Raw genomic sequence first — 13,924 nt, 5'->3', positions numbered from 1 at the left:
TGAATTCACCCCGTAAATTCACCGGCAATACCTGAAAATAAATGCTCTGAGCGCCGAAAATCTTTATCCTGAATACCCACCCGGAATCCAAAAGGTTTGCTTCAGGTTCCCACCCCCTTCAGGGGTAGTGTAGCAAAAAGATGGGAATCTGGGGTAAAAGACAAAGCCGCCCTCGTTTAGAGGGCGGCTTGTGTTTTCCCTGGTGCCGAGGGGCGGAATCGAACCGCCGACACTGCGATTTTCAGTCGCATGCTCTACCAACTGAGCTACCTCGGCCTGGCGGCCCCGACGGGACTCGAACCCGCGATCTCCCACGTGACAGGCGGGTGTGTTAACCAACTACACCACGGGGCCTTGGGTTGTTGCCGGGTCGGGGGCGTCCGACCGGGCACTTAGGATGATAGCCGGGGGAAAGAGCGGTGTCAAGTTTAAGCTGGAGCGAGGTCTTCGCCTACCACAGGACCCGGAAGGGCATAGGGAAGCGTAGCCTCTTGGTGGACCGGGGGGAATCTGGGTACCGGAACGTTTTCTTGCCGGATGGCCGCATCCTCTACCAGGGGGAGGGCAAGCGGGGGAACCAGGAGCCCATTGGGGGGAATCTTCGCCTGCTTTTGGCCCAGAAAAAAGGCACCCCGCTTAGGGTTTTCCTCCGGGAGCGGCCCGGCCTCTGGCGGGACCTGGGGTGCTACCGGGTGGAAGGGCACCGGTATGTCCTTCTTGCTGAGGAGGGGCGGTGGGTGTACTGGTTTACCCTTGCCCCTTGTGGATGCGGAGAAGGCCTTTAAGGGTTAGGTCCTCGTCCACCACGTCAAAGGAAGGGCAGAGATCCCTTAGGGTTTCCGCAAAGCCCCCGGTGGCGATCACTAGGGCTTCCCCGGCTTCCTCCTTGAAGCGGCGCACCATGCCTTCCACCAAGGCGGCATAGCCCAGGACCAGGCCCGAGCGCAGGGCGTCCAGCGTGTTCTTGCCCACCACCTGAGCGGGGGGGACCAGGTCTATGCGGGGGAGTTTGGCGGTCCTTGCCGCCAGGGCGTCGGCGGCGGTCTGAGGGCCGATGGTGATGGCCCCACCCAGGTAGCGGTTGGGGGCCTCCACCAGGTCAAAGGTGGTGGCGGTGCCGAAGTCCACCACGATGTAGCGGCCCGTGGGGCTTTCGTAGCCCAAAGCGCCCACGGCGTTCACCAGGCGGTCGGTGCCGGCCTCCTTGGGGTTGTCTATGCACACCTCGAGCCCTGTGGCCCCGGCGTCCACCACCTGGGCTTTGATGCCGAAGAGCTTCTCTATGGCCTCCTTCATCTCCCTCTCCACGGGGGGCACCACGCTGGAGAGGAGGGCGGCTTTTGGAGGGGGGAGATCCTCGAGGGCGAAGAGGTTTTTCAGGATGACCCGGTACTCGCTTTCCATGCGCATCCGATCGGTGTGGATGCGGAAGTGGGCGACGAGCTCCTCCCCGGAGAAGACCCCCAGGACCGTGGAGGTGTTGCCGATGTCTATGGCCAGGAGCATGGCGCTTAACCTTGGGCCTCTTGGCCTTCTTCCCAGGGTTCCAGCACCACCTTGACGGTGATCTCGGCGTTGAGGCTGGCGGAAACGGAGCAGTACTTGGTGTGGGAAAGGTGGGCGGCGCGCTCGAGGGCCTCCAGGGTCACGTTGGGCCCTGAGGCGATGTGGGTCACGGTGATGTGGGTGTAGCGCCTGGGGTGGGTTTCCGCCCGAATGCCCTCCACCTCCACCCGGTAGCGGGCCAGGGGTTGCTTTTTCTTCTTCATGATGTCCACCACGTCGTAGGCGGTGCAGGCCCCTAGGGCCATGAGGAGGAGCTCCATGGGACGGGGGCCGGTGGCGGGCTGGTCCCCGTCGATCATCACCTTGTCCCCTTGTTCGTTCATTCCCAGGAAGCGGTGGCCTACCAGATGGTGGATCACGACCTTCTTCGTCATGAGCCGGATTTTATCAGGCTTTAACCTTTCCCGCTAGAATGGGCGTAGATGCGGGTATTCCTCCTGGTTGGCGTCTGGCTATGGAGCCTGGCTTTGGCCTTTCCCCGCATAGGGGTGCACCAGGGTTTCACCCGCTTGGTCTTTGATCTGCCCTCTAAAGAGGTCCAGCACACGCTTTCCCAGGAGAATGGCCTTCTGGTCCTGATCCTGAAAGGGGTTAAGGCAGCCCCCATGGATCAGGTGGTGAACTCTTCCGAGGTGGCCTCGGTGCAGACCCTACCCGAGGGGGAAGGGGTGCGGGTGGTGGTGCGCTTGAAGGGGACAGTGGAGGCCACGGTGCGCCGCTATTCCGACCCGGAGCGGTTGGTGGTGGACCTGAGCTTGAAAAAGGAGGCCTCCACTCCGGCCAAGGCCCTTCCTGACCCGCCCCGCAGCCGTCCACCCAAGCCTCCCAAGCCCGTGGTCCTCCTGGACCCCGGCCACGGGGGGATGGACCCGGGGATGGTGGGGTACGTGGTGGAAAAGGAAGTGGTCCTGGACGTGGCCCTGCGCCTTAAGCGCCTTCTGGAGAAGGAGGGGATAGAGGTGCGCCTTACTCGGGATCGCGACATGCACCTTTCCCCCGATAAGCGGGAGGACCTCTCCCGAAGGGCGGCCTTGGCCGATAGCTCCCAGGTGAACCTTTTTATCTCCATCCACGTGAACGCTACCCCCACCCGCACCGCCCAGGGGGTGGAGGTTTTCTACTTCGGCCAGGCCCAGGATGCCCGGGTTTTAGCCCAGGTGATCCGGGAAAACGGCGGGGGGGAGCTGGGGCAGCGCCTGACCCAGGAGGCCCGCACCGTGGCGGAGAGGATTCTTTTTGACATCGTGGCCCAGGCCAACCAGCGCTACAGTCAGCGCTTGGCGGAAACCCTGGGGAGGAAGCTTTCCCAGACCACGGGGAGTCCCTTCCGGGGGACCTTTCCCGGCGACTTCTTCGTGTTGCGGTACGCCAAGGTGCCCGCCGTGCTGGTGGAGATCGGCTTCGGGGACCATCCGGTGGAGGGAAGGCGGCTTGCTGACCCCGCTTACCGGGAGAAGGTGGCCCAGGGGCTTTTTTCGGGCATCCTCACCTTTTTGGCCAACGGGGCCTATGCCCGCTGAGGGCTAAGGATGGGGAAGGGAACGCTCAGTCTGGCTTGGGGTCGGGGCCAGGAGGGCAGGCTTTGAGCCTTAGGGTGGGTTCGGGATCCCAGGCCACGGGTTTCCAGGTTAGGGAGAGGGCCCGGGGCCTAGTCCTAAAGGGCAACCAGGGAAGCCGTAGCGCCTCGAGGCGGTAAGCCAAGGGTCTACCCACCTGCTCTTCCAAGTTCAGGACCAGACCCTCTCCCTGGAAAAGGGAACGGTAGGAGTACCCGTAGGCCAAAGGGGGATCCAGGGCGCGCAGGGAAGCCATGGGACCCCCTGCGTACCGGGCTCCTTGTGGGCTGATCCAGAGGCCCTCCAAAACCCCGTCCACCTCCGCCTCCCCCACCAGGAAGGCCCCGCGCCAGGCCCTGAGGTAGTCAAAGCCGGGGCGGCGAAGGAGCCGGGCCTTTCCCTGGCTAAGGCCCAGCCAGTCCAAAAGGAGCCCCTCGGAATCCCCGCTTACCTCCAGCCGGCCCACCGCCCCCCTTTCTCCCAGGAAGCGGAGGTAGTCGTTCTCCGGCCAGCCGCTACGGTACCCGTAGGCCCAGGGCTGCCCGGGGCGGGCCACCGGGAGGCCCAGAAGGAAGCCGTCAAACCCTCCCGCTCCCTCCACCCGGCCCACCAGGAAAAGAACGCCCTGCCGGTACAAGCCCCCATAGGCGTACCCCTGGCCGGGCAGGGGAAGGCGGAAGGCTCTTTCCTCAAGCAGGTCTAGCACCAAAGCTTCCCAGCCCCCAGGGCCCATATACCCTCCCCAGGCGAAGCGGCCATCCGTTCCCCAGAGGATCCCCTGGCCGCCAGCCTCGGCCCAAAGGGGCTTCCCGTTGGGGTCCAGCCCCACCCGGAGGAGGCTCTTTCCCAGGTGGCCCACGGCCAGGAACCCCTCGGGTGTACGGGCGAGCCCATAGAGGGCGGAATCCGTCTTTGCCAGAATGTGGGCTCCCTCCTGCGTCACCACGAGGGCTTGGTGGCCCCCCTCCACCAGGAGCCGCCCCACCGCCACCTCCCCCAGTCCTGCGAAAAGGGCGGAGCCCAGAAGGGTGGAGAGGATCCAGCAGGAAGCCATTTCAGGGGAAGGGAAACCCCTCGAGGGCCTCCCTCGCCGAGGGGAAACGTTCCTTGGGGGATTTGGCCAGGAGGCGCTCCAGATAGGCCTGTTGTGGGGGGGCCAGGCCGGGGACAGGGGGAATGGGCTCCTGGAGGTGGCCGAGGAGGACCTCTTCTGGCCCACCCACAAAGGGGTGTTCCCCGGAGAGGATCCAGTACAGGATGATGCCCGCGGCGTACACATCCGCCTCGGGGCCCGGGCTTTGCCCCAGGACCTGTTCGGGGGCCAGGTAGGGAAGGGTACCCACCCTTAGGGGTTTCTTGAAGGCCTCGAGGGCTGGCCCCGAGAGGTCAAAGTCCACCAGCTTGGCTTCGTCCGTTCCCGCCACGATGATGTTCTCCGGCTTCACGTCCCGGTGCACCAGGCCCTTGCCGTGCATGTGGGCCAAGGCCATGAGGAGTTGGCGGAAGACATATAGGGCCCTAGGGCGCTCGGGGCGACGCCCCATCCAGCGCCCCATCTCCTCCCCAGGGGCGTAGGCCAGAAGAAGGGCGGGGCCTTCCTCGAGGTCCAGGCTCTCCAGGACGGGGTTCAGGTTGGGGTGGGAAAGCTGCCTACCCACCCAGAACTCCCGGTTGCGCCTGGCTTCGGCCCCCCTGGGGAAGACCTTGAGGGCGTAAGGGGTGCCGAAGCGGTCGAAGGCCAGGTAGACGGTGGCCAGGGCGCCTTGGCCTAAGGGGCGCACCACCCGGTATCGGTTCAAAAGGACCTTCCCCGCCAGGCTCACCGCCTCCACTATATCCAAGCCTTCACCTCTTTCACTAAAGAAGCCGTTAGGATTTTGGCGTGCGCGGTTTGGCGCTTTCCGGTGGAGGGGCTAGGGGGCTTGCCCATATCGGGGCCCTCGAGGTCTTCCTGGAAGCAGGTTTGGACTTCCAGGTGGTGGCGGGGACCAGCATGGGGGCCATCGTGGGAGCGCTTTTCGCCGCGGGCAAAACCCCGGAGGAGATGCTGGCCCTAGCCCGCCGGACCCCCTGGCTTGGCCTTTTGGGCTTCTCCCCCCGGGAGGGGATCTTTTCCCGGCGAAAGCTTCTGGACTTCCTAGCGGAACACCTGCCCAAGAGCTTTGACGGACTGAAGAAACCCCTGGCGGTCACCGCCGTGGACGTGGTTTCGGGGAGGCTTCTCTTTCTCACCCAGGGGGACCTGCCAAGCGCCGTCCTGGCCTCCGCCGCTTATCCTGGGCTTCTTGCCCCGGTGGAGCGGGAGGGGCAGCTCCTCTTTGATGGGGGGGTTTTGGACAACCTGCCGGTGGACGCTGCTCGTTTTTTAGGAGCCACGGAGGTCTGGGCCGTGGATGTAACGCCTGGGCGGGAGGTGATGGGAGCCCCCAAGGGCCTTTTGGCCTTGGCCCGGCGGGCGGTGGATCTCATGCAGCTCCACCTCACCTCGGTCCGCCTTACCCTGTATGCTCCCGAGGTCTACGTGCGGCCCCATCTGGCCGGAGTGGGCATAGAGGATTTTCGTCGGCTAGAGGAGATTGTGGAAGCAGGGCGCAAGGCGGCGAGGCAAGCGATAGGGGGTAGAGTGGGAGGGGTATGAAGGCGTTTTGGGACTATCTTTTCAAGGAGTGGTTCCGTCAGGTGGGAGAAGCCCTTCTGGTGGCGTTTTTGGTCACCACCTTTGTCTTCACCACCGTGGGGGTGGTGGGGCAGAGCATGTTTCCCACCCTGCAAAACGGGGAGCGGGTTTTGGTGCCCAAGTGGGAAACCTGGTTGGTGCGCTTTGGCCTAATGGAGTGGCGAAGGGGGGAGATCGCTATCCTGAAACCTCCGGAGGGCACCCCTAACGCCACCGCCCGCTTTCCCGTCCTGGGCTTTAGCTTCAGGGCCTTCTTCATCAAGCGCATCGTGGCGGTGCCCGGGGACGAGGTCTATGTGGAGCGGGGGGTGGTGTACGTCAACGGCAAGCCCCTGGACGAGAAACACATCACCGACCGCATCGCTCCCTGGCCCGACTCTTTCCCCGGGGTGTGCTACAAGGACGGGCGCATGACCCGAATCCTCACCCAGCAAGGGGATTTCCCCGTGGAGCTTCTTCCCGCCTATTTGAAACCCCTTAGGGAGATGCTTCTGCCCCCTTCGCAGGAGGTCCTGGCCCGAAGCCGCCTCACCGAGGCCTGCGAAGTGGGGAGGATTCGCCTCAAGAAGGGGTACTACTTCGTCATGGGGGATAACCGTACCCTGGGGGGCTCTGAAGACTCCCGCACCTTTGGCCCGGTACCCTTGGAGGCCATCGCCGGCAGGGCCAGCTTCGTGTGGTGGCCCATCTTCGTGCGGGAGGAAGGGGGGATTCGCCTGAACCTGAGGAGGCTTTCCCCACCCCCCGCCTACCAGGTGCCCTGAAGCACGGCCACCACCAACCGGCCGGGGCCGTGCACCCCTCTGACCATCACCTGGCCGATGTCGGCGCTTTTGGAGGGGCCGGAGTGAAGGCCTATGGCGCTGGGAAGGGATTTCAGGTCCAAAAAGGCCTCGAGGAGGCTAGGATAAACCTTTTCTTCCTCCACCAGGACCAGGTGAACGGGGGGCAAGAGCTGGGCCTTCCTGCCATCCTCCGAGGAGAGGGCCACGGTACCCGTTTCCGCCACGGCGAAGAGGGCCCGGGAAACCCCTAAGGGGGCCTCTTCGGGAGGAAGCTCCGGCAGGAGGCGGAGGGCGTCGGGAACCCCCTTGCCGTACGCAGCCCCCGGAAGTCCCTGGGCCAGGTCGGCAAGAAGCTTCCTGGCCCCTTCCTTATCCACGAGGTGGCCTTCGGCCCCGTTCTCTGCCAGGCGTTTCAGGAAAAACTCCAGGGGATCTTGGGAAAGGGCCGGGTGGGGATGTTCGGGGAGAAGGGCCTTGGGCCTTTCCTTAAGGGCATGCCGTATGCGGCTTAGGATGCGGGATTTGGCGTCCATGGCCTTACTCCTTGTTAAGTTCCTGCCAAAGCTCGTGGAAGGGCTTGGGGCTGGGCCGTAAGGGACCCCGTCCCTCGGTCCAGGCCTTAAGAAGGGGAAGGAGGTCCTGGGGCAGGGGGAGGCCCCTTAGGGCCTTGGAGAAAAGCCGGTAGAGGCTTGGGCTTTGCATCACCTTGGAAAAGGCCTGCATGGCACCTTTTTCCCAGGTGGGGGCAAGGCCCCGCTCCACCGCTCTCTGCCGCCAGGTGAGGAGAAGCTTGGGGATGGGGATCTTCACCGGGCAGGCTTCGTAGCAGGCTCCGCAGAGGGTGGAGGCGTAGGGAAGGGGGTAGGTGTCCTCGAGGCCCAGGAGCCCGGGGTCCAGAACCGCCCCGATGGGCCCCGAGTAGACGTAGCCGTAGGGGTGCCCCCCGGTCTGGCGGTAGACGGGACAGGCGTTCAGGCAGGCCCCGCAACGGAGGCACCGCAAGACCTCCCAGGCCTCGGGGTCGTGGAGAAGGCTGGTGCGGCCGTGGTCCACCAGGACCACGTGGACCTCCTTAGGCCCCTCCTCTCCCTCCTTCGCCGGGCCCTGGATGAGGGAAACGTAGGTGGAAAGCCGCTGCCCCGTGGCGGCCCGGGCGGTGAGGGGGAGGAAGAGGGCCAGGTCGGCGAAGCGGGGGAGAAGCTTTTCGATCCCCACGAAGGCCACGTGCACCCTGGGGAGGCTTGTGGAAAGGCGGATGTTCCCTTCGTTCTCCATGAGGGCCAGGGTGCCGGTTTCCGCCACCAGGAAGTTGGCCCCGCTGATGCCCAGGTCGGCGGTGAGGAAGGCTTCCCGCAAGACCTTCCTGGCCACGGCGGCCAGGGCCTCGGGGGAGGCGTCCAGGGGGGTACCGAAGCGCTGGTGGAAAAGCCTTTGGATGTCGGGAAGGGCCAGGTGGATGGCCGGGCCTACGATGTGGCTTGGAGGTTCCCCCAGGAGCTGGATCAGGTATTCCCCGAGGTCGGTTTCGTACACCTCCACCCCCAGGGACTCGAGAAGGGGGTTCACCCCAAGCTCCTCCGTGAGCATGCTCTTGGCCTTCACCACCCGCTTCACCCCGTGGCGGGCCACAATCTCCCTCAGGATGCGGTGGGCTTCCTCGGGATCCTCCGCCCAGTGCACCCGGACGCCTTTTTCCTGTAGCCTCTTTTCCGCCAGCTCCAGGTAATGGTCCAGGTGGGTGAGGAGGTGGTCCTTGACCCTCTTGGCCCTTTCCCGCCAGGCCTCGGCGTCGATCTCCTGGTAAGCCCTCTTGCGGCCTTCCTCGAAGTGCAGGGTGGCTCCGGTGACCGCCTCCCGCACCCCGGGGTGTTCCCTTAGGAGCCTGGCGGCTTCTTTGGGATAGAGCTTGGCCTTAACCTGCATACGCCTCCCATAGAAGGGTGGCCAGGGGAACCACCCGCATGTTCCTTCCCTGTTTGCCCATGCGTCCGGTTAAGTGGAGGAGGCAGCCGGCATCCGTGGAGGTGAGGGCATCCGCCTTGGGCAGGGTGGAGATCTTGCGGTCGGCCATAGCCAGGGAGACTTCGGGAAGCTTCACCGAAAAGAGCCCCCCAAAGCCGCAGCACTCCTCCGCCGCCTCCCAGGGGAGGATCTCCGCCCCGCTGTTTTTCAGGAGCAGAAGGGGTTCCTCCTTGACCCCAAGCTCCCTCAAGGCGTGGCAGCCGTGGTGGTAGGCTATCTTTTTCCCCTTAAGCCCTTTCCCCAGCTCGGTCACGCCCAGCACCCGCACCAGGAACTGGGATAGCTCGTAGGTCTTCTCCGAAAGCCCAAGGGCCTCCCCGTCCCCGGGAAGAAGCTCGAGGTAGTGGTTTTTCACCATGCTGGCGCAGCTTCCCGAGGGCAGGACCACGTACTCGGCATCCTGGAAGATGCCTAGGGTCCGCTGGGCCAGGGACCGGGCTTCCTTCCAGTGGCCGGCGTTGAAGGCAGGCTGGCCGCAGCAGGTCTGCTCCTTGGGGAAGTCCACCTCCACCCCTAAGGCCCTTAGGAGGCGTACCGTGGCCACCCCCGCTTCCGCGTAGAACTGATCGGCCAGACAAGTGATGAAGAGGGCTACCCGCATTTGCCCCTATACTAACGGCTTGGCCAGACCAAGGGGGCTTGACCGCTCGCGGGGGTTGGAACAAACGCCTTGACCCTACCCCCAGGGGGGTGTATAATCCCAAGAACGACGTGCATACCTTTGCCTACACCAAATCCCAAGCGTAAAGAAGGAGCCCCAAGATGACCTGGAAGGAAGCCTACCCGGATATCCCCCTAGGCCAGGATGCCTGCGGCATCATCGCCATGGCGGAGAAAAGCGGCAAGCCCTCCCACCGGATCGTGCGGAGGACCTTGGAGAGCCTTTACCGCATGGCCCACCGGGCAGGGGCCATCCGGGGGGAAGGGGATGGGACAGGCATCCAGACCGATATCCCCCGGGAGCTATGGGCCCGCTTCCTGGAGGAGGCGGGGCTCGAGCCGGAGTTGGCCTTTAACCCCCGCTTCTTCGTGGGGCACTTTTTCCTGCCCAAAAGCGAGGCGGGGCGCCTCGAGGAGTTCTACGAGTTACTGAGGCGGGAGGGCCAGCCTCTTGGGGTGCGCCCGGTCCTCTTCCGCCGGGGGGAGGTGGTGAGCGAGGTCCTGGGCCCCGTGGGCCGGCGCACGGAGCCGATCTTCCTTCAGGTGGCGGGGCTCAGCCCCGATGGGGACGGTCCCTTGTGGGAGCTGGGCCTGAGGCTCGAGGCCAGCTTCCCCGTCCATGTGGTTTCCCTTTCCACCTACAGCGTGGTCTACAAGGTGCGGGGGGCGGCGGAGCTTTTGAAGCGTTACTACCCCGAGCTTTCCCGTCCCGAGTTCAAGAGCACCATTGCCCTTGGGCACAACCGCTACTCCACCAACACCCTCTCCACCTTCGAGCAGGTCCAGCCCTTTGGCCTTTTGGGCCACAACGGGGAGATCAACACCATCGAGCGCCTCAGGCGGGAGATGGATTACCTGGGCATCCCCCGCACCGGGGGCTCGGACTCCCAGGACCTGAACCGCATGCTGGAGGGGCTCATCTACCGCTACGGGCTTTCCCTGCCCGAGGCCATGGACCTGGTCTTCCCCCCTGTCCTCGGGGAGGTGAAGGGCTTGGCCCCCGAGCTTCAGGACCTCTACCTAGCCCTGCGCCAGCGCTTTGGCCCCCTGGCCCAGGGGCCTGCCGCCATCGTGAGCCGCCACCGGGACGAGGCGGTCTTCGCCACCGACGCCATGGGCTTGAGGCCCCTCTGGCAGTTCGAAACGCCTTACGAGATCGTCTTCTCCTCTGAAAGGGGGGTTTTCAACGCCGAGGAGTTTGTGGGCGAACCCAAGCCCCTGGCTCCCGGGGAAAAGGTTTACCTGCGCCTGACCCCGGAGGGCCCCCGGGTCCTTCCCTTTGACCGCCACCAGCGCCTCGTGCTGGAGCGGATCGCCGCCCGCACCCCGGTGGCGGGGTACCGGGTCCACCTTTCGGGGCCCATCCGCCAGGCTCCGCCCCCCGTGGCCGGGGGGAGCGAGCCCCAGGTGGAGGAGAAGCCGGCCCCGCCCCCGTTGGGCTTGGAGAGGGCCTTCGGCTGGGACCGCTGGGATGGAGCTTACCTCGAGGCCCTGGTCAAGACCGGCAACGAACCCATCGGCTCCTTGGGCTACGACGGCCCCCTGGCCGCCTTGAACCCGGAGAAGCCCAACCTTTCCGAGTTCTTCAAGGAGACCGTGGCGGTGGTGACCAACCCGGCCATCGACCGGGAGCGGGAGATCGAACACTTCTCCACCCGCACCCTCCTGGGCCGGCGCCCCCTTCCCGATGGACGGGGTGGGGGAAGGGTGGAGGAGCTTCTTTTGCCCATCGTCTTGGAGGAGGACCAGGGCCTGGCGGAAGGCTTCGGCACCCTGACCCTGGCTGAGGTGAAATCCCGCTTCAAGACCGCCACCCTTGTGCCCCAGTTCAGTGTGGAGGAGGGGCTTCTTCTTGGGCTTAAGCGTCTAGAGGAGGAGGCGGTTAAGGCGGTGGAGGAAGGGGCCGAGGTCCTCATCCTCTCCGACCGGGAGGCCTTCCAGGGTGGGATCTGGATCGATATCGGCCTGGCGGTGGCGGCGGTGAACCGGGCCCTCATGAAGCGGGATGCCGAGGGGATCGCCCTGAGGCGGCGCACCTCCATCCTGGTGCACTCCGGAGGGGTGAGGAACCTTCACGACGTGGCCTTCCTCCTGGGCCTAGGGGCGGAGGCGGTGGCCCCCTGGCTTCTTGAGGAGAAGGCCCGGGCCCTGGAGGGGAGGAAGGGGGTGGCCAACGTCCTCGAGGCCCTGCGCAAGGGCCTGGAGAAGGTCATCTCCACCATGGGTATCCACGAGCTTCGGGGCTACGGGAAGATCTTCAGCGCCATCGGGCTTAAGCCGGAGCTTGCCGAGTACTTCGGCACCCGGAACTTCCTGGGTTCGGAGACCGGGGGGTACGGCTTTTTGGAGCTGGAGCGCACCCTTTTGGAGCGGGAGGGCTTCTTCCGGGCAGAGAAGGTCATGCCCGCCAAGGACTTCCGCTTCAATCCCAGGATCTACAAGGCGGCCCAGGAGGTGGCAAGCGGCCAGGCCCCTTATAGCCACTTCCAGGAAAAGGTCCGCTCCCTGGAACGGGAAAGCCCGGTGGCGGCCAGGCAGCTTCTAGAGGTGCGCTTCCCCGAGAGGAGCGAGGTCTCTCCCGAGGAGGTGGACCTCTCCGTGGGAGGCCATTCCCTGCCCTTCGTGATCAGCGCCATGAGCTTCGGTTCCCAAGGGGAGGCCTCCTTCCGCGCCTATGCGGAGGCGGCCAAGCGCCTCAACATGCTCTGCATCAACGGGGAGGGTGGGGAGATCCCCGACATGCTGGGCAAGTACACCCACTGGCGCGGCCAGCAGGTGGCCTCGGGCCGGTTTGGCGTCCACGCCTACATGCTGAACTCCGCCAGCGTCATCGAGATCAAGATCGGCCAGGGGGCCAAGCCGGGGGAGGGGGGGCACCTGCCGGGGAAGAAGGTTTCCCCCAAGGTGGCCGCCGCCCGCAACGCCGTGCCCGGGGTGGATCTCATCAGCCCCTCCAACAACCACGACCTCTACTCCATCGAGGACCTGGCCCAGCTCATCGAAGAGCTGAAGACGGTGAACCCCAAGGCCCTGGTTTCCGTAAAGGTGCCGGTGATTCCCGGGATCGGCACCATCGCCGTGGGGATCGCCAAGGCGGGGGCGGATGTCATCACCCTCTCGGGGTTTGAGGGGGGGACGGGGGCGGCCAGGCTCCATGCCCTCAAGTATGCGGGGCTTCCCGTGGAGATCGGCGTGCGGCGGGCCCACCGGGCTTTGGTGCGGGCCGGGCTTCGCGACCGGGTGGAGATCTGGGCGGATGGCGGCCTTAAGACCGCCTACGATGTGCTCCGCATGGTCCTTTTGGGAGCGGACCGGGTGGGCATGGCCACCATGGCCATGGTGGCCATCGGCTGCACCATCTGCCGGGGATGCCAGCTGGATACCTGCCATGTGGGCATCACCACCCAGATCGAGACGGTGGAGGAGGCTTTGGCCCATGGGCTAAAGCGCTTCGTGCCCCAGGACCTGGACCGGGCGGTGGAGCAGCTCACCCGTTTCTTTGAGGCCAAGGGGGAGGCCCTGCGCGAGCTGGTAGCTGCCTTGGGGGCCCGCTCCCTTAGGGAACTCAGGGGACGGGTGGACCTCCTCTACCAGCGGGACCACCTGGAGGAGCTCGATCTTTCCTACTTCTTCCTGCCCGTGGAGGAGCCCGAGTGGCTTAAGGACACCTCGGCCCATGTGCTCAGGAAACCCTTGAACCAGCTCACCCGCACCATCACCGAGGTGGTGATGGGGGCTTATGGGGAAGGAAGCCGCAAGCTGGTCTTCCAGGAGGGGCCGGTGAACTCCACCGACCGCGCCCTGGGGGCCCACCTGGCGGGGGAGATCGCGAGAAGGCGCCTTTATGGCAAGGGCTTTGACGCCGAGGTGGAGCTCCGGTTTGACGCGGGAAGCGTGGCTGGGAATGGCCTGGCGGCCTTTAACCTCGAGGGCATGAAGGTGGTGGTGGAAGGAGGTGCCCAGGACGGGGTGGCCAAGAGCGCCTTTGGGGGCACGGTGGCCATCCTCAAGGGCCGCAATCCCTACGGGGCCTATGTGGATGGCTCCGTGGGCAAGAGCTTTGCCTACGGGGCCATTGGGGGCCTCCTCATCGTGGAGGGGGTGGCGGATAGTCGCTTCTGCATCCGGCTTTCCGGGGCGGATGTCATCCTGGGTGGGGAGCCGGAAAGGCCCCTGAGGGATGAGCTTGGCAATCTGGCTGCCCGGGCCCAGGCCAAGGGGTTCGCCTTTGAGTACATGACCCGGGGGCGGGCCTTGGTCTTGGGGGATCCCGGGCCTTGGATCTGCTCGGGCATGACTGGGGGGCGGGTCTACCTCCGCCACTGGCCGGAGATGGGCCTTACGGAAGAGGCCATAAAGCGTCGCCTAGCCAAGGGGGCGAAGGTGGCGGTGAAGCCCTTGGACTTGAGGGGGATAGAGGATGTGCGGGAGCTCCTTTCCGCCTACATCCGGGTCCTCAAGGAGGCCAAGCGGGAGGAGAAGGCGGCCCGCCTGGAGAAGCTTTTGGAGGATCCCGCCCAGCACTTCCGCATGGTGGAGCCCGTGAGCCAGCAGGTGGAGCAGGGGGTGAGCACGGAGTAGGGCTGAGAGGTGGGCTCGGGGCTCGCAGGGCGGTTTGTTGAAGGACCCCTGGCCTTTCCCATGGCCTCGAGGTCCAG

General features: G+C 65.2%; 12 protein-coding genes and 2 tRNA genes. 5 read left to right on the top strand and 9 right to left on the bottom strand.

Going from position 1 to position 13,924, the window contains the following annotated elements; all coding sequences use genetic code 11:
* Positions 1–200 precede the first annotated feature (200 nt).
* Together G584_RS0103700 and G584_RS0103695 are read right to left on the bottom strand one after the other, a co-directional pair.
* Positions 201–276 (bottom strand) — tRNA-Phe (locus G584_RS0103700).
* Position 277: 1 nt separating this feature from the next.
* A tRNA-Asp gene (locus tag G584_RS0103695) sits at positions 278–354 on the bottom strand.
* 65 nt (positions 355–419) lie between these two features.
* On the opposite strand from G584_RS0103695, the gene G584_RS0103690 reads away from it, so the two are divergent.
* Positions 420–785, top strand: coding sequence for an SRA domain-containing endonuclease (locus G584_RS0103690; protein WP_028493404.1), 366 nt, complete (start codon positions 420–422; stop codon positions 783–785).
* Here G584_RS0103690 and G584_RS0103685 read toward each other — a convergent pair.
* Together G584_RS0103685 and G584_RS0103680 are read right to left on the bottom strand one after the other, a co-directional pair.
* A complete protein-coding gene (locus G584_RS0103685; protein ID WP_015717929.1) occupies positions 748–1,506 on the bottom strand; it encodes a type III pantothenate kinase in 759 nt (252 codons plus the stop codon). The two genes, G584_RS0103690 and G584_RS0103685, sit on opposite strands and share 38 nt — an antisense overlap.
* A gap of 5 nt (positions 1,507–1,511) precedes the next feature.
* Complete coding sequence (locus G584_RS0103680) at positions 1,512–1,940, bottom strand: OsmC family protein (RefSeq protein WP_028493403.1); 429 nt, start codon at positions 1,938–1,940, stop codon at positions 1,512–1,514.
* A gap of 48 nt (positions 1,941–1,988) precedes the next feature.
* On the opposite strand from G584_RS0103680, the gene G584_RS0103675 reads away from it, so the two are divergent.
* Complete coding sequence (locus G584_RS0103675) at positions 1,989–3,086, top strand: N-acetylmuramoyl-L-alanine amidase (protein ID WP_028493402.1); 1,098 nt, start codon at positions 1,989–1,991, stop codon at positions 3,084–3,086.
* Between the two features lie 25 nt (positions 3,087–3,111).
* Here G584_RS0103675 and G584_RS0103670 read toward each other — a convergent pair whose 3' ends face one another.
* Entirely contained in the window at positions 3,112–4,176 is a 1,065-nt protein-coding gene (locus G584_RS0103670) for a hypothetical protein (protein ID WP_028493401.1), read from the bottom strand.
* Between the two features lies 1 nt (position 4,177).
* Entirely contained in the window at positions 4,178–4,954 is a 777-nt protein-coding gene (locus tag G584_RS0103665; protein WP_028493400.1) for a serine/threonine-protein kinase, read from the bottom strand.
* A gap of 50 nt (positions 4,955–5,004) precedes the next feature.
* Between G584_RS0103665 and G584_RS0103660 the strand changes: the two genes are divergently transcribed.
* Entirely contained in the window at positions 5,005–5,760 is a 756-nt protein-coding gene (locus G584_RS0103660; RefSeq protein WP_028493399.1) for a patatin-like phospholipase family protein, read from the top strand.
* Positions 5,757–6,563, top strand: coding sequence for a signal peptidase I (gene lepB, locus G584_RS0103655; protein WP_028493398.1), 807 nt, complete (start codon positions 5,757–5,759; stop codon positions 6,561–6,563). The genes G584_RS0103660 and lepB overlap by 4 nt, the downstream gene beginning before the upstream one ends.
* Here lepB and G584_RS0103650 read toward each other — a convergent pair.
* The 3 genes from G584_RS0103650 to G584_RS0103640 are packed head-to-tail and all read right to left on the bottom strand — an operon-like array spanning position 6,548 to position 9,207.
* Positions 6,548–7,117 (bottom strand): LutC/YkgG family protein, encoded by a 570-nt coding sequence (locus tag G584_RS0103650; RefSeq protein ID WP_028493397.1) that lies wholly within the window; start codon positions 7,115–7,117, stop codon positions 6,548–6,550. The genes lepB and G584_RS0103650 overlap by 16 nt on opposite strands.
* A gap of 4 nt (positions 7,118–7,121) precedes the next feature.
* Positions 7,122–8,507, bottom strand: coding sequence for a LutB/LldF family L-lactate oxidation iron-sulfur protein (locus G584_RS0103645; protein WP_028493396.1), 1,386 nt, complete (start codon positions 8,505–8,507; stop codon positions 7,122–7,124).
* Complete coding sequence (locus G584_RS0103640; protein WP_028493395.1) at positions 8,497–9,207, bottom strand: (Fe-S)-binding protein; 711 nt, start codon at positions 9,205–9,207, stop codon at positions 8,497–8,499. The genes G584_RS0103645 and G584_RS0103640 overlap by 11 nt, the downstream gene beginning before the upstream one ends.
* A 161-nt stretch (positions 9,208–9,368) precedes the next feature.
* Here G584_RS0103640 and G584_RS0103635 point away from each other — a divergent pair, with 161 nt between their 5' ends.
* A complete protein-coding gene (locus G584_RS0103635) occupies positions 9,369–13,847 on the top strand; it encodes a glutamate synthase-related protein (RefSeq protein ID WP_028493394.1) in 4,479 nt (1,492 codons plus the stop codon).
* The last annotated feature ends 77 nt before the right edge of the window (positions 13,848–13,924 follow it).

The organism is Thermus antranikianii DSM 12462 (assembly GCF_000423905.1).
Classification (GTDB): domain Bacteria; phylum Deinococcota; class Deinococci; order Deinococcales; family Thermaceae; genus Thermus; species Thermus antranikianii.
This window is presented reverse-complemented; position numbering and strand designations above follow the sequence as displayed.

Coding starts and splice junctions, on each gene's coding strand:
- G584_RS0103680 (WP_028493403.1), bottom strand. CDS start 1,940: ATGACGAAGAAGGTCGTGATCCACCATCTGGTAGGCCACCGCTTCCTG.
- G584_RS0103670 (WP_028493401.1), bottom strand. CDS start 4,176: ATGGCTTCCTGCTGGATCCTCTCCACCCTTCTGGGCTCCGCCCTTTTC.
- G584_RS0103635 (WP_028493394.1), top strand. CDS start 9,369: ATGACCTGGAAGGAAGCCTACCCGGATATCCCCCTAGGCCAGGATGCC.
- G584_RS0103645 (WP_028493396.1), bottom strand. CDS start 8,507: ATGCAGGTTAAGGCCAAGCTCTATCCCAAAGAAGCCGCCAGGCTCCTA.
- G584_RS0103640 (WP_028493395.1), bottom strand. CDS start 9,207: ATGCGGGTAGCCCTCTTCATCACTTGTCTGGCCGATCAGTTCTACGCG.
- G584_RS0103685 (WP_015717929.1), bottom strand. CDS start 1,506: ATGCTCCTGGCCATAGACATCGGCAACACCTCCACGGTCCTGGGGGTC.
- G584_RS0103675 (WP_028493402.1), top strand. CDS start 1,989: ATGCGGGTATTCCTCCTGGTTGGCGTCTGGCTATGGAGCCTGGCTTTG.
- G584_RS0103650 (WP_028493397.1), bottom strand. CDS start 7,117: ATGGACGCCAAATCCCGCATCCTAAGCCGCATACGGCATGCCCTTAAG.
- lepB (WP_028493398.1), top strand. CDS start 5,757: ATGAAGGCGTTTTGGGACTATCTTTTCAAGGAGTGGTTCCGTCAGGTG.